At 74.0% G+C, this 14993-nt stretch carries 11 protein-coding genes; 7 read left to right on the top strand and 4 right to left on the bottom strand.

Going from position 1 to position 14993, the window contains the following annotated elements:
* Positions 1–107: 107 nt before the first annotated feature.
* A complete protein-coding gene (locus H1A17_RS14830) occupies positions 108–1028 on the bottom strand; it encodes an ECF subfamily RNA polymerase sigma factor, BldN family (RefSeq protein ID WP_375372814.1) in 921 nt (306 codons plus the stop codon).
* An 820-nt stretch (positions 1029–1848) separates the two neighbouring features.
* On the opposite strand from H1A17_RS14830, the gene H1A17_RS14825 reads away from it, so the two are divergent.
* The 7 genes from H1A17_RS14825 (at position 1849) to H1A17_RS14795 (ending at position 9431) form a co-directional block, all read left to right on the top strand.
* On the top strand, positions 1849–2103 hold the full coding sequence (locus H1A17_RS14825) for a glutaredoxin family protein (RefSeq protein ID WP_145921833.1): 255 nt from the start codon (positions 1849–1851) through the stop codon (positions 2101–2103).
* A 293-nt stretch (positions 2104–2396) separates the two neighbouring features.
* Positions 2397–3167: a redox-sensing transcriptional repressor Rex gene (locus tag H1A17_RS14820; RefSeq protein ID WP_145921832.1), complete on the top strand. Its 771-nt coding sequence runs from the start codon at positions 2397–2399 to the stop codon at positions 3165–3167.
* The gene (locus H1A17_RS14815; RefSeq protein ID WP_194822116.1) at positions 3164–4555 is read left to right on the top strand and encodes a glutamyl-tRNA reductase; all 1392 of its coding nucleotides are present in this window, start codon (positions 3164–3166) and stop codon (positions 4553–4555) included. The genes H1A17_RS14820 and H1A17_RS14815 overlap by 4 nt, the downstream gene beginning before the upstream one ends.
* The gene (gene hemC, locus H1A17_RS14810) at positions 4552–5520 is read left to right on the top strand and encodes a hydroxymethylbilane synthase (protein ID WP_145921830.1); all 969 of its coding nucleotides are present in this window, start codon (positions 4552–4554) and stop codon (positions 5518–5520) included. Before H1A17_RS14815 ends, hemC begins: the two co-directional genes overlap by 4 nt.
* Entirely contained in the window at positions 5517–7097 is a 1581-nt protein-coding gene (locus tag H1A17_RS14805) for a uroporphyrinogen-III synthase (protein ID WP_145921829.1), read from the top strand. The genes hemC and H1A17_RS14805 overlap by 4 nt, the downstream gene beginning before the upstream one ends.
* A gap of 19 nt (positions 7098–7116) precedes the next feature.
* A complete protein-coding gene (gene hemB / locus H1A17_RS14800; RefSeq protein WP_194822115.1) occupies positions 7117–8100 on the top strand; it encodes a porphobilinogen synthase in 984 nt (327 codons plus the stop codon).
* Between the two features lie 653 nt (positions 8101–8753).
* Entirely contained in the window at positions 8754–9431 is a 678-nt protein-coding gene (locus tag H1A17_RS14795; RefSeq protein WP_194822114.1) for a helix-turn-helix transcriptional regulator, read from the top strand.
* Positions 9432–9487: 56 nt separating this feature from the next.
* Here H1A17_RS14795 and H1A17_RS14790 read toward each other — a convergent pair whose 3' ends face one another.
* The 3 genes from H1A17_RS14790 to H1A17_RS14780 form a co-directional block, all read right to left on the bottom strand.
* Complete coding sequence (locus H1A17_RS14790) at positions 9488–12760, bottom strand: lamin tail domain-containing protein (protein WP_194822113.1); 3273 nt, start codon at positions 12758–12760, stop codon at positions 9488–9490.
* 141 nt (positions 12761–12901) lie between these two features.
* Positions 12902–13918 (bottom strand): N-acetyltransferase, encoded by a 1017-nt coding sequence (locus H1A17_RS14785; protein WP_145923061.1) that lies wholly within the window; start codon positions 13916–13918, stop codon positions 12902–12904.
* Positions 13919–13990: 72 nt separating this feature from the next.
* Positions 13991–14993 (bottom strand): lytic transglycosylase domain-containing protein (locus H1A17_RS14780; RefSeq protein ID WP_194822112.1); only part of this gene is annotated, 1003 nt, incomplete at its 5' end.

Raw genomic sequence — 14993 nt, 5'->3', positions numbered from 1 at the left:
CGGGGGCGCCGGACAACCACCGGCCGCACCCGGAGAAACGCTCCGTGCCGGGCCCCGGTTACGGGGCGGTCGGGAGCGAAATCACGAAGAGTGATCGTCGCGGCGGGTCAGGGCTGGAAACCGTCCGGAAGCAGACGGGCCAGCGCGCGGACCGCGCGGTACTGCAACGCCTTGATCGCTCCCTCGTTCTTGCCCATCGCGCGGGCGGTCTCGGCCACCGAGAGGCCCTGGAGGAAGCGGAGCACGATGCACTCCTGCTGCTCCGGGTTGAGCCGGGTGACGGCGGTGAGCAGCGCGACGTTGGTGATGTGTTCGACCACCGCCGCCTCGGGGCTGCCCTCCGGCCCCCGGTCCTCCCGGTCGGCGTCGAGCACGTCGCCGGTGGTCACCTCCAGCCGGTAGCGGCCGGACTTGAAGTGGTCGGCGACCAGGTTGCGGGCGATGGTGACCAGCCAGGCGCCGAGGTCGCGGCCCTGCCAGGTGAAGCTGCCGATCCGCTTGAGGGCGCGCAGGAAGGTGTCCGAGGTGAGGTCCTCGGCCAGTTGCCGGTTGCCGACCCGGAAGTAGACGAACCGGAAGACGGTGTCGACGTACCGGTCGTAGATCAGGCCGAACGCCTCGGCCTCGCCGGCCTGGGCCCGCTCCACCAGCGTCCAGACCTCGGTGGCCGGGTCGGACGGGTCGGGCCGGCTCGGGAAGCCGGTGGGGGGGGTGCCGGCGGGCGTCGCCGCGGTGCCGGGCGGTTCGGCGGCCGGAGCCGTCGGCGGCCCGCCCGGTACGGCCGGGATCAGGGCGGTGTCGTCGGCGGGTACGGCCGGGATGACGGCGGTGTCGTCGGCCGGCACCACCGGGATCACGGCGGTTTCCCCGCCGGCCGGGTCGGTGACGGCGGGTGGCTCACCGACCCGTCGGGTCTGCGTCGGCATGGGGGGCCGGGAGTGGGAGGTCACCCGGCCGGCCGGCGTGGCGTTGCCGCCGGGGGCGGCGGGCCGGGGCGCCGCCTCGTTGGGGTGCGGACGCTGGTGCACCCGGCGGGGCGTCGCCTCCGGGCGGGCCGGGTCGAGCCGTTCGTTGACCGTCGCCCGGGGCGTCGGCCCGGTCAGTCCGGTGGAACGATCCGGGTAGCCGAAGGCGGTCACCGGGCCTCCCCGCAGCGGGTCACGACGGTGACCGGACGGCGGCGGGCGGCCGCCGTGCCGGGTCTACCCCGGACGGGCAGGGCCGTGTGGGGGGGTGCCGACGCGCGGCAGATCCCCTTGAGGTGCTGGTCCAATGCGCGCACAGGCACGGGGGCCTCCTCGGGCTGAGGGGTGTCGACTCACGGCAAATGGGGTGAGCCGACCCGAGTGATGATAGGGCCAACGTCACCCGCGTGTGCCAAGTCCGTTACACAGGGCCAAAGTATTTGCCCGGCCCGCCGACCCCTGGCGGACCGGTTGTCCGTCGTGGTCGGTTGACTTTCACGTCGCGACTTGTTCCCTGATGGAAATTGCAGCCCAGGGGGGTTCTGGGTGGTCGTCGGCACCCCGCGTGGCCGCCCCGGCGACCGGTGTCCGCAGGTCCGCCCGGCGCGCCCCTGCGGGCGGTCGCGCCGGCCCCGTTCGGGTGGTCCGGTCGACGCTGCGTGACCGTTCGGTGTGTGGGCCTGGCCGGGCGGCCGACGGCGTGTCAGACTCAGCCACCGCGCGACCGGCTCGGGCGTCCCGGGTGTGCCGCACCCGGGGACGGGCGAGACTGGGCGGACGGGCCCGGCCCGCCGCCGGGCATCCGGCACCGGTGCGCAGCGGTCCGTCCAGCGCGCGCATCCCCGTCGCGGCCGAGCCCGGCCGCCCTCACCCGGAGGTCCCGATGTCCACTGCCGCCCGGCTCGCCCTGATCACCCGGCCCGGTTGCCACCTGTGCGAGGACGCCAAGGCCGCGCTGGACCGGGTGGTGGCGGTCACCGGGGACCGGTGGGTGGAGAAGGACGTCACCGGCGACGTGGAGCTGGAGCGCGAGTACGGCGACCGGCTGCCGGTGGTGCTGCTCGACGGCAAGGAGCACGGCTACTGGCGGGTGGAGGAGGAGCGGTTGCTGCGTGACCTGACCACTCCCCAACTCTAGGGTGGCGCGGATCACCCTGGGTCATCGAGCGAGCGCGATTGGTGAGAGAAGTCGGGATTGCGCAATAATCGCGCGGCGGCACCGCTGGCGTGCCCGATCGATCTTGTGGGATGGGGGAGCAGGTGCAGGGGGGCCGCGATTCAGCAAGATCGCGATTTGTGCACGTCTTCACAAGCGCCTACTCTGTAGTTTCGACGCGCCCTGCTAGCACGGCCGGCTCGCCCGGCCACCGGCGGGGGTCCCCCAACGGGCGGGCACCGGAGCCGGCCGAGGATCGCACCGCACGGAGTCTCATGAGTCAGCACCGTCACCCTGGCGCGCCCGGCCGCGCCGGTGCCGTACCGGCGCTCCCGGACCTCCCGGAGGCGACCGTCGCGCGGCTCCCCGAGTATCTCCGCGCCCTGCACAACCTCGCCGACGCCGGCCACGAGACGGTCTCCAGCGAGGGGCTGGCCGGGGCGGCCGGGGTCAACTCGGCCAAGCTCCGCAAGGACCTCTCCCACCTCGGCTCGTACGGCACCCGGGGGGTCGGCTACGACGTCGCCCTGCTGATCGACCAGATCGAGTTCGTGCTCGGGCTCACCCAGCGCCGGGCGGTCGCCCTGGTCGGGGTGGGTAATCTCGGTCACGCCCTGGCCGGATACGACGGCTTCGCCAGCCGGGGTTTCCGGATCGCGGCCCTGTTCGACGCGGACGCGTCCCGGGTCGGCGAGATGATCAACGGGTTGGTCGTCCGGCACGTCGACGAACTGCCCCGGGTCGCCGCCGAGGAGGCGATCTCGATCGGCGTGATCGCCACCCCCGCGCCGGCCGCCCAGGCGGTGGCCGAGCAGTTGGTCGCCGTCGGCGTCACGAGCATCCTCAACTTCGCGCCGTGCGTACTCTCGGTGCCGGACGGGGTCGACGTGCGCAAGGTCGATCTCGCCATCGAGCTTCAGATCCTGTCCTTCCACGAGCACCGCAAGGCATCGTTGACCGCGCTGCCCGCCGCCGGCGGCTCCGCCCTCACCGCCCTGCCCGGCGGGCTCGCGACCCCCGACACCCAGGAGGCGATCGGCACGTGAAGCTGCTCGTCGTCGGCGCGTCCTACCGCACCGCTCCCGTGGCCACGCTGGAGCGGTTGGCGGTCGCCCCCGCCGACCTCACCCGCACCCTGGACCGCCTGGTCGCCCAGCCGTACGTCGCCGAGGCGGTGCTCGTCTCCACCTGCAACCGGGTGGAGGTGTACGCCGCCGTGTCCGGTTTCCACGGCGGTCTCGGCGACGTCTGCGCCGTCCTCGCCGAGCAGGCCGGCGCGCCGCCCGCCGCGTTCGCCAACCACCTCTACGTGCACTACGACTCGGCCGCCGTCGACCACGTCTTCCGGGTCGCCGCCGGGCTGGACTCCATGGTGGTCGGCGAGGCGCAGATCCTCGGCCAGCTCCGCGACGCCTACCACTGGGCCTCCGGCGCGGACACCGCCGGGCGGCTGCTGCACGAGCTGATGCAGCAGGCACTGCGGGTCGGCAAGCGGGCCCACGCCGAGACCGGCATCGACCGGGCCGGCCAGAGCGTCGTCACCGCCGCCCTGGACCTCACCGCCGAACTGCTCGACGGCGACCTCGCCGGCCGGCCGGCCCTGGTGGTCGGGGCGGGCGCGATGGGTGCGCTGAGCGTGGCGACGCTGTCCCGCCGGGCCGCCGGGCCGCTCACCGTCACGAACCGGGGTGCCGACCGGGCCGTCCGGCTGGCCGAGTCGTACGGGGCGAACGCCGTCCCGATCGCCGGACTCGTCCCCGCGCTCTCCACAGTGGACATCGTAGTGGCCGCCACCGCGGCCACCGAACCGGTCCTCACCGTCGACGTGGTGACCCGGGCGCTCGACCGCCGCGACCCCGCCCGCGGGCCGCTGGTCCTGCTCGACCTCGCCGTGCCCCGCGACGTCGACCCCGAGGTGGCCGGGTTGCCCGGCGTCGAGGTGATCGACATCGACCGGATGGCCACCCTGCTCGCCGACGGCCCGGCCGCCGCCGACGCCGCCGAGGTCGGCCGGATCGTGACCGCCGAGGTCGAGGCGTTCCTGAGCTGGCTGCGCGGGGCCGACGTGGCGCCCACCGTGGCCGCCCTGCGCGGCCGCGCCGACGACGTGGTCACCGCCGAACTGCGCCGGCTCGCCCAGCGTCGCCCCGACTTCAGCGACGACCAGCGCGCCGAGGTGGCCCGGACGGTGCACCGGGTGGTGCAACGGCTGCTGCACCAGCCCACCGTCAAGGTCCGCCAGCTCGCCGCCGAACCGGGCGGCGACCAGTACGCCGCGCTGCTGCGGGAACTGTTCGACCTGGAGGTGCCGCAGACCGCCGGGGTCGACGCGGTGCCCGACGTGGTCGAGACCGTCGACGGCCGTGGTTCCTTCGGGGTCGCCGACGTGCCGGTGACCGACACCGACCAGCCGCCCACCGGAGGTGAGCGATGAGTACCCCCCTGCGCCTCGGCACCCGGGGCAGCGCCCTGGCGATGGCCCAGTCCGGGCACGTCGCCGAGGCGATCACCGCGGCGACCGGCCGCGCCGTCGAGCTGGTCGAGGTGGTCACCGCCGGGGACCGGTCGTCCGCGCCGGTGCAGCGCCTCGGCGTCGGCGTCTTCGTCTCGGCGCTGCGCGACGCGTTGACCGCCGGCACCATCGACCTGGCCGTGCACTCCTACAAGGACCTGCCCACCGCCGGGGCGAGCGGGCTGCACGTCGCGGCCGTGCCACCCCGGCAGGACCCGCGCGACGCGCTGGTCGCCACCGGTGGCCGTACCCTCGCCGAGCTGCCGCCGGGGGCCGTGGTGGGCACCGGCGCGCTGCGCCGCATCGCCCAGTTGCACGCCCTCGGCCTGCACCTGGAGGTCACCCCGATCCGGGGCAACGTCGACAGCCGGCTCGCCCGGGTGCTCGGCCCGGACGCCGACCTCGACGCCGTCGTCGTGGCGCGGGCCGGGCTGGCCCGGCTCGGCCGCACCGACGTGATCACCGAAACGCTCGACCCGATGCTGATGCTGCCCGCGCCCGCCCAGGGTGCGCTGGCCGTGGAGTGCCGGGCCGACGACTCCGACCTGGTCGAGCTGCTCGCCGTGCTCGACCACGCACCGTCGCGGGCCGCGGTCGTCGCGGAACGGGCGTTGCTGGCCACCCTGGAGGCCGGGTGCTCCGCCCCGGTCGCCGCCTACGCCGAACTCGCCGAAGGCGACGCCGGTGATGAGATCTACCTGCGCGGGGCGGTGATCAGCCCGGACGGTTCCCGAGACCTCCGGCTGTCCCGCACCGGAACGCCCGCCGACGCGGCGGAGATCGGCAAGGCACTCGCCGCCGAACTCCTCGAACTCGGCGCCGACTCGATCCTCGGCCACGAAGGAAGCACCGGCCCGGGGACCCAGCAATTTGGGAGCACAGAATGACCCGCACCCGTAAGCCCGTCGGCCGCATCGCGTTCGTCGGTGCCGGACCCGGTGACCCGGGCCTGCTGACCCGCCGGGCCCACGACGCCCTGGTCGACGCCGACCAGGTGGTGTACGACCGGGGAGTCCCCGAGACGCTGCTCGACGTGGTCCGGGCCCAGGCCCGGTCCGACGCCCAGTTCAGCCCCGCCGAGGGCGTGCCGGGCGACGTGGCGAAGATGCTCATCAGCGCGGCCCGCTCCGGGCTCAACGCGGTGCACCTGGTCGCCGGTGACCCGTTCGGCCACGACTCGGTGGTCAAGGAGGTGCAGGCGGTCGCGCGTACCGCCGCGCACTTCGAGGTGGTGCCGGGCGTCGGCCAGGCCGAGGGCGTCGCCACCTACGCCGGGGTGCCGCTGCCCGGGGTACGCACCGCCGCCGACGTCGAGGACGTCGGCACGCTGGACTTCGACGCGCTCGCCGCCGCCGTCGCCCGGGGGTCGCTGGCCCTGGCGGTCGACGCCGGTGACCTGGCCGCCGTGCGGGACGGCCTGCTGGCCGCCGGGGTGGACGGCGCGACCGGGGTCGGGGTGACCGGCGACGGCACCGGCGAGACGCAGTACACCACCACGTCGAGCGTGGACTCGTTCGTCGCGGCGGCGCTCGGCTTCACCGGCCGGGTGGTGCTCACCGTCGGCGAGGGCGTCGGCCAGCGGGACAGGCTGAGCTGGTGGGAGAACCGCCCGCTGTACGGCTGGAAGGTGCTCGTCCCCCGGACCAAGGAGCAGGCCGGCGCGATGAGCGCCCGGCTGCGCGCGTACGGGGCGATCCCGTGCGAGGTGCCGACCATCGCGGTCGAGCCGCCGCGTACCCCGGCCCAGATGGAGCGGGCGGTCAAGGGGCTGGTCGACGGCCGGTACGCCTGGGTGATCTTCACCTCGGTCAACGCGGTCCGGGCGGTCTGGGAGAAGTTCGCCGAGCACGGCCTGGACGCCCGGCACTTCGGCGGCGTCAAGATCGCCTGTATCGGTGAGGCCACCGCCGACGCGGTGCGCGCCTTCGGCATCCAGCCGGAGCTGGTGCCCGCCGGGGAGCAGTCCTCCGAGGGGCTGCTGGCCGAGTTCTCCCCGCACGACGAGATCCTCGACCCGGTCGGCCGGGTGCTGCTGCCCCGCGCCGACATCGCCACCGAGACGCTCGCCGCCGGGCTCACCGAGCGCGGCTGGGAGGTCGACGACGTGACCGCGTACCGGACGGTCCGGGCCGCCCCGCCGCCCGCCGAGATCCGCGACGCGATCAAGTCGGGCGGGTTCGACGCGGTGCTCTTCACGTCCTCCTCGACGGTGCGTAACCTCGTCGGTATCGCCGGGAAGCCGCACGCGCGTACCGTGGTTGCCGTCATCGGGCCCAAGACGGCGGAGACCGCGACGGAGTTCGGCCTGCGGGTCGACGTGCAGCCGCCGCACGCCTCGGTGCCCGACCTGGTCGAGGCGCTCGCCGCCTACGCCGTCGAACTGCGGGAGAAGCTCGCCGCCATGCCGGCGAAGCAGCGTCGGGGTTCGAAGGTGCAGGGGCCGACCGCGCTCAGGTTCCGCTAGCCGTACTGGGAGGCCCCTCATGCCGTACCCCGAGATCCGGCCCCGCCGGCTGCGTCGCAACGCGGCCGTGCGGCGGCTGGTCTCCGAGACCCGCGTCGACCCGGCCGAGCTGGTCGTGCCGATGTTCGTCAAGGAGGGGCTGACCGAGCCACGGGCCATCGCGTCGCTCCCGGGGGTGCTCCAGCACTCCCGGGACTCGCTGCGCAAGGCGGCCGTGGAGGCGGTCCAGGCCGGGGTCGGCGGGATCATGCTGTTCGGGGTGCCCGAGCGGCGGGACCCGACCGGCTCCGGCGGCATCGACCCGGCCGGCATCCTCAACGTCGCCATCCGCGACGTGGTGGCCGAGGTCGGCGACGCCACCGTGGTCATGAGTGACCTGTGTCTCGACGAGTTCACCTCGCACGGGCACTGCGGGCTGCTCACCCCCGACGGCGGGGTGGACAACGACGCGACCCTCGCCGCGTACGCCGAGATGGCGGTGGCCCAGGCGGACGCCGGGGTCGGCATGGTCGGCCCGTCCGGGATGATGGACGGCCAGGTGGGCGTCGTCCGCCGGGCCCTCGACGCCGCCGGGCACGCCGACGTGGCGGTGCTGGCGTACGCGGCGAAGTACGCCTCCGCCTTCTACGGCCCGTTCCGCGACGCCGTCGAATCGGCGCTCGACGGCGACCGGCGCACCTACCAGCAGGACCCGGCGAACCTGCGGGAGTCGCTGCGTGAGGTCGAGCTGGACGTGGCCGAGGGCGCCGACCTGGTGATGGTGAAGCCGGCCCTGCCCTACCTCGACGTCGTGGCGGCGGTCCGGGCCGCCGTGGACGTCCCGGTCGCCGCCTACCAGGTCTCCGGCGAGTACGCGACTGTCGAGGCGGCTGCCGCGAACGGCTGGATCGACCGCGAGCGGGTGATGCTGGAGACGCTCACCTCGATCCGCCGGGCCGGCGCACAGGTCATCCTCACCTACTGGGCGGTCGAGGCCGCCGCTCTGCTGCGCCAGCGCTACTGAGCCCGGGGCTGGCCTCCGTGTCCTGAGCCGCGCTGTCGCCCGCCCTCGTCCGCGTCACCCGCCCGCTTTGACCACCCCTCGCACCCCACCCTGGTGCCCCGCGCCGCCTGCCCCTGCCCCCTGGCCTGCCCCCTGCCCCGCCCCCCTGCTGTCCCCGCTGTGTCCCGCCCCCGCGTCCCCGCCGCCTCGCGCCGGCCCTCGCCAGTGGTGACCGGTCGCCGCCGGTTGGGTTGGCACTCATCGGCGTGCGCCACCCGCCCGCTGGACCACTCCAGGCGATTACTCTCCGCACTTTCCTGCCTCCCACCCTTATCCTCATTCGCACGCTTTGCTCTGCTGCCTTCTACGCGACGCTTGCTGTGGGTGTCCGTCGCGGATGGGGCAGCAGAGCAAAGCCTCGGTATGGGGGTGGGGTGAGGTGGCGGCGGGATGGGAGTTTTTGCAGTTCAGGCGGATTTGGTGGATCTTGGTGGTGGTGGCACGGCCACGGCTTGGATTACTCTCCGTAATCCACATGTCTGGAGCGGTGGAATAACTCAGTGTGACTGAGAAGGGCTGCCGTAAGGGCGGAGTTTTCCACAGGCGGCGGCGTTGTCCACAGGTGGTGAGGACGGGGGTTGCGACGGTGGCCGGACGGGCGCGACGGTGGCGGCATGACCGACCTTGCGCTGCCGCCCGAGTCTGCTGCCCACCCCGACCAGGGCACCGGTCTGGCTTCCGCGCCCCATCCCGCCCAGGGCACCGGTCCGGCCTCCACGCCCGAGCCCACGCCGGGCGCCGGTCCGGCTTCGATCTCCGACCCCGCCCCGGGTGGCACAGAGCGGCGGTCAGAGGATGAGCCGCCGACGTTCCTCAGCAAGCCGTACGACCTGCCCTGGCCGGCGGCCGGCATCGTGCGGGCGGTCCGGCGGCGCGCCGACGCGAGTCAGCGGGAACTGGCGCACTGGGCGGGGGTGCACCACGGCACGGTGGGGCGGATCGAGGCGGGCGCGCTCACCCCGAGCATCGCGCTGCTGCGTCGGATCATCGCGGCGGCCGGCTTCCGGCTGGCCGTGGTCGACGAGTTCGGCCGGGTGCTCACCCCGATGCGGGACCGCGACGACGCCCGGGACGGTGCGGACCGCCGCTACCCGTCGCACCTGGACACGATTCTCGACCCGGAACCGGGTGAGTGGTGGGCGGACGTCTACGGGCTGGCCCGACCGCCGGAGACGTTCCACCGCAACCGGGCCGTCCGGGACGCGATGCGCCGCCGCAGCCAGTGGGAGGTGCGGGTGGCGAAGTACCGCAACGTGCCACCGCCGCCCCGGGTGGTGCGCCCGCAACGGTGACGGCCCGCCGATCCGGCGGGAAGCCGGACCGACGGGCCGTCGGAGGTGCGCGACGCTCAGTCGTCGTCGGTGATGGTGCCGGTCGCCAGCAGGTCGGCGAACCGCAGGTTCAGCGGACCGGCCACCGCGAACGCGATCTTCTCGTCCGCCTCCCGCTTGCGGTCACCACGGACGGTCACCGGGAACGCCAGCGAGGTCTGCCCGGCGGGCAGGGTCCGGCAGCCGACGTACGGCTCGAAGTCCAGCACGACCGTCGCGGTCAGCCCCACCGTGGCGGCGCAGAGCGTGGTCGGCTGGGACAGCGGACGGGACACGGTGACCTGGAACGTCATCGTGCTGGTGCCCCGGTCGCCCTCCACCACGCTGGCGTCGGCCACCCGCAGCGACGGCTGGCTGCGGAACCGGGCCACCTGCGGGTCGTGGTCGCTGGCCCCCCGGGTGCCGTCGCCGGTGAACTCCGCCGGCCAGTCCGCGTTGACGTGCGCCGCCCGGATCTGCACCAGGTCGGCGTGCAGCGTGTCGTTGACGAACAGGTTGTCCAGCGTCTGCGCCGACCCCTGGAAGCTGTACGAGTACGCCGCCGACGGCACGTCGGCCACCAGGTCGTCCCAGAGGTTACGCAGGCCGGCCCGGTAGAGCGGGCCGAGCTGGTCCGACGGGGTCGGGTTCGCCCCGGTCGCGATCGGGTCGTCCGGGCGGGGGAAGACGTTCAGGTCCCCGCCGTACACCACCCGGGCGTCCGGGTCGGCCGCCTCGATCGCGGTGACGATCGCGGCACCGTACGCGGCCTGCTCGGTGCGCTGCCCGACCCGGGTGTCCGGCCCCGACGAGTAGTGGTTGCTCAGCGCGTACAGCAGGTAGGACTCCGACCCGCCGGGCGTCGCCTTCACCACGAACTTGCCGAGCTGCGGGGCCCGGGTGAAGACGTTGTTGCCGTCCTTGCCGGTCGAGGTGTCGGTGTCGGCAGGCAGCACCGCGTTGAGCGCCTTCGGGTTCTGCACGTCCGCGTTGGACGCCAGCCCCGCCGACCGGTACTGCACGGTGGGCGCGGAACCGAGCAGCGGATCGGTGGCGGTCGCCGGAGCCAGCGACAACCGGTCGGTGCGGTAGAGGAACGCCGAGGTGATCCCCCGGGCGTCCGCGCCGGTCCGGTCGTACGTCGCCGCGTAGGCGGGACCACCGGCGGCCCGGATCGCCAGCGCCAGGTCCTGGAGGGTGTCCGGGGCACCGTCGGCGTTGTCGGTGGTGCCGCAGACCAGGCTGCCGCCGGAGACCGAGCAGATGTCCTGGTCCTCGGCCTCCTGCACCAGGATCAGATCCGGCGCGTGCAGGTCGGTGCGGATCTGGGCGGCCAGCTCGGTCAGGTGCTCCCGGTAGTCGGCCTCGCCCGCCGGCACGTAGTCGAACGGCGGGGACACCCCCGGGCAGCCCGCGTTGCCGGTGAAGTCGCAGCCGTCGAACGGGTCGTCGCGGAAGTCGTACAGGTTCTCCACGTTGTAGGTCGCCACGGCGACCTCCCGGGCCCGGTCCGCCGGGCGCGGCGGGTTGTTCGCCGCCGGGTCCGCCCCGGCGGTCAGGGCCAGCGACTCCGGCTGCACGCTGAACTTGCTGAAGCCGTACGACACCGCGCCGAACGCGTCGGCGGTGAGGGTGTCGAAGGTGCGCGCCGGCGGGAGCAGCGCCGTCGAGTCACCGGCGGTGGCCTTCACGCCGCCGCCGCCGAGCAGAATGCGCTGCCCGTTGCCGTTGTCGAACAGCTGCCCCGGCACGTCGTCCAGCGGGTGGGTGTCCCGGAACACCCGGCGGGCGTACGGGTCGGCGCGCTTCAGCAGCGGGTCCGCCCGGTCCACCACCCACACCTCGGAGTCGGCGGTGGAGCCGAAGACGTCCCGGGGGCCGGTGACGCCGGAGCCGCTGCGGACCCGCAGCCGGGCCCCCTCGTGCCGCTCCCAGAACCGGTCGGCCGCCGTCGCGTCGGCAGGCGGGACCGCGTCGTCCACGGTCACGGCGGTGTTCACGTCGAGCCCGGTGTCGAGCCGGCGGACCAGCGAGGCACCGGAGAGCTGGGTCTGGTCGAAATACTCCGACACCCGGCCGCGCAGCACCACCTCGTCGCCGACGGTCGGCGCGTAGCCGCCGATCAGCGTGGTGAACGCGCCCATGAAGACGAAGATGCCGTCCGAGCTGAGCGGGTCGCCGTCCTCGGTGCCGGTGCGGCTCTGCAGGTAGAAGCCGTACTGGTCGGCACCGGCTGAGGTGCGGGTCAGCGACTTCTGGGTGATCACGCCCCGGACGTCGTACAGCAGCGGGCTGGTGCCGGTGCCGGAGGGCGGGGCGAGCGGCGACCGGTCGGTGCGCGGGTTCTCGTCGTCCCGGGTCGGGCCCTGCACCTGGCCCACCGACAGCACCCCGTTGGCCTGCACGGTGAGCGGGCAGGTGGCGGTGCCGCCGTCGGCGTCCGTCGCGGTCACGGTGACCGTGTAGGTGCCGGCGGGCAGGCCGGTGGCGGTGACCGTCGCGGTCGCCGTGCCACCCGGCGCGGTCGCCGGGGTGAACGCGGTACGGCTGATCGTGCCGCCCGCCGGGACCGGGCTGACCGAGGTGACCGCCAGGTCGACGATCGTGTCGTCCGGGTCGGTGCCGGTGACCTGCCGGGTGCCGGTCCCGCCGGCCTCGACGGTCAACGTGCCGCCGCAGGTCAGTACGGCCGGCTGGTCGACCGGGCCGCCGCCGTCGAGGGTGTGCGCGCCCAGCCCGTCGAAGGTGTCGGTGGGGTAGCCGGCCCACTGGGTGGCCGGGTCGAACGCGTCGGACGGGTCGGTGTCCCCGCTGGACACGGACGGCAGCCGGCGCAGCGTGTTGTCCGCGGTGCTGGTCAGCCCGCTGCCCCACTCGGTGCCCGGGTCGACGCCGACCTGCCCGATCGCGTCGAGCACGACGGCACCCCGACGCAGCACGATCGCGTCGTCGCCGTTGAACAGGCTGGCGCCGGTGGTCTGGTCGGCCTGGGCGAGGATCGCCGGGCCGGCCGACGCGGCGGCGAAGACGAAGACGTCCCCGGTGGCGACGGTGCCGGTGAGGGCGATCGTGGTGGCCGTGGTGGACCCGTTGAAATAGAGCTGGAGCTGGTAGCCGCCGGCGGTCAGGTCGACCGGTGCGCCGGTGCCGTTGAACAGCTCGATCGCCTTGTTGTTGGACGAGCCTTCGACGTACTCGGAGATGAACAGGTCGGTGGGCGCGGCGGTGGCCGCGGTGGGAGCGACGCCGAGCACCGGTACGGCGACGACGGCGACGGTGGCGAGCGCGGCGAATCTGCGGCGCAGGCGCATGGGGCCTCCACGATGGGTGGACGGGAACCAACGCACGTTAAGGTGCGCCGCTGTCCGCCGTCCATCCCCCGGGCGGCGATGTGGTGAATTCGCGACAGTGCTGCCCAACGCCCCCGAGCGGGTGCCGCCGCAAGGCCCTGCTCAGCGGTGGGCGTCGAGGCGGTGCACCAGTTCGGCGACGTCCACGCTGTACTCGCACCAGTCCCGGTCGGGCTGGTAGCCCAGCTCGGCGTTGACCTTGAGCATCGTCTCGTTGGCCTGCGCGTTCCAGGTCTGCACCTCGGTCAGCTCCGGCTCGGCGGACCGCAGCTCCAGCAGCATCCGCGCCTTGATCGCCCGGTCGATGCCGTAGCCCTGGTGGTCACGCACCACGATGGTGTCGTACTGGTCGGCGCGGGTGGGGTGCTGGACCGGCACCACCACCTCGGTCAGGCCGGCCACCGCGCCGGTGCGCTCGTGCAGGGCGAGCACGATGTACGGCTTCATGCCCCGCCGGTGCAGCGTGTCGAGGCTGTCCCGCAGCCGCTGCGGATCGTACGAACTGGGGCGCAGTTCGCCGTCCTCGACGTCGCGGACCTCGGCCTTCGCCCGCGCGTACGCCTCGATCAGGTCGTCGGACGGCCCGCCCGGGTAGAACTCCAGGTGGTAGCCCGGGTCGACGGCGACGGCCATCTCGGTCAGCGCCGTCCAGTCGACCGTGCCGAGGTCGAGCACGCTGCGGGTCTCGACGTACTCCCGGGTGAAGCCCAGCGACGAGTAGAAACCGATCGCCGGGGTGTCGCCGACCACCTCGACGCCGATCGACCGGAAGCCCTCCTGGTAGACCCGGCGGGCGGCGGTCAGCACCAGCTCACGGCCCAGCCCGCTGCGGCGTACCGCCGGGTGCACCAGCACCTCCAGTACGCCGATGTCACCGAGCAGCAGCACGTGCACGTGCCCGAGGATCGGGGCGGGACCCCCGTCGGCCGGCGGGTCGGCGTGGGCCACCCAGGAGATGCGTCGTTCGCCGGGCATCACCTCGGAGAGGTACTCCCGCAGCGAATCCTCCCGCCACGGCGGGTCCTGCGGGAGGTCGGCCGCGAGAACCGCGTTCAGCGTGTCCAGCACGGAGCCGATCTCGGCGGACGACGCGGTTCGGGGGTCCCATTCGCGCACCATCACGCGTCTAGCTTGCCGTCAACGGCTCTTCGGGGGAAGTGTCCGGTCCGCCAATGTATGCGAACGATCACCTCACGTACGGCTTGCGCGCCCGTACTCCTGGGCCTTGTCGAAGACGTCCTGCGCGTAGCGGCGCACGTCGTTGTAGGAGAGGATGGCGCCCCACCAGTCGCCGGGGATGGTCATGTTCCGGCCGCCCTGGCACAGGTAGTTCCCGGCGGCGAGGGCCGCGTCGTCCAGGTCGTGCGGGTCCTTGCGACCGTCGTTGTCGGCGTCCGCGCCGACCTGCTCCCAGGTGGTCGGGATGAACTGCATCGGCCCGATCGCCCGGTCGTAGACGGTGTCCCGGTCGAACAGCCCGCCGTCGGTGTCCCGGATCAGGGACCGCCCGCCCTTGCCGTCGAGCGGATCACCGATGATCTCCGGTACGGCCCGGCCGTCCGCCCCGAGGGTCGCGCCGTTGGCCTGCCCGTGCCGGGACTCCACGTAGCCGATCGCGGCGAGCGTGGTCCAGCTCAGCTGGCAGCTCCGGTTCGTCTGGGCGAGCACCAGCTCGGCGTAGCCGTACGCCTGCATGGCGGTCGGGGAGACGCCCACCTTGCTGCCGGTGACCCGGGCCCAGTCGCCCAGCGCGTCGGCGGGCCGGCCGGCGGCGGGCGGTACGACCGGCCCGCTCGGCACGGCCCCGGCCGACGGGAAGCTGCCCAGCGGCAGGGTGGGGGTGGCGCCCGGGAACACCGGCACCCCGGTGGTCGGCCCGGCCGACGGGACCTCGGGACCGGCGGAGGCGCTGTCGTCCACGGCCACCGGTCGGGGTGCCCGGACCGCGCTCGGCACCACCACCGCACCCACCGCGGCGGTCGCCGCGACCAGCGCGAACAGGAACAGGCCGGGAAGGGTCAACCGGCCGCTGGGGCGGCGCGACCAGGCCCGGGTGGCCCGGGTCGCGGCCCCCACCGCCTGCCGGGGCGGCGGCAGCCGGACGGCGTGCGCGAACGGCACCCGCCGCCGCCGACCGATCTTCGCCCCGGACCCGGCCGTGTCACCCGTGCCGGTGTTCCCGGTCCCGTCGGAG

The organism is Micromonospora sp. S-DT3-3-22, from assembly GCF_015354745.1.
Classification (GTDB): domain Bacteria; phylum Actinomycetota; class Actinomycetes; order Mycobacteriales; family Micromonosporaceae; genus Micromonospora; species Micromonospora wenchangensis.
The sequence above is the reverse complement of the archived record's forward strand: the minus strand, read 5'-3'. Positions and strand labels throughout refer to the sequence as shown.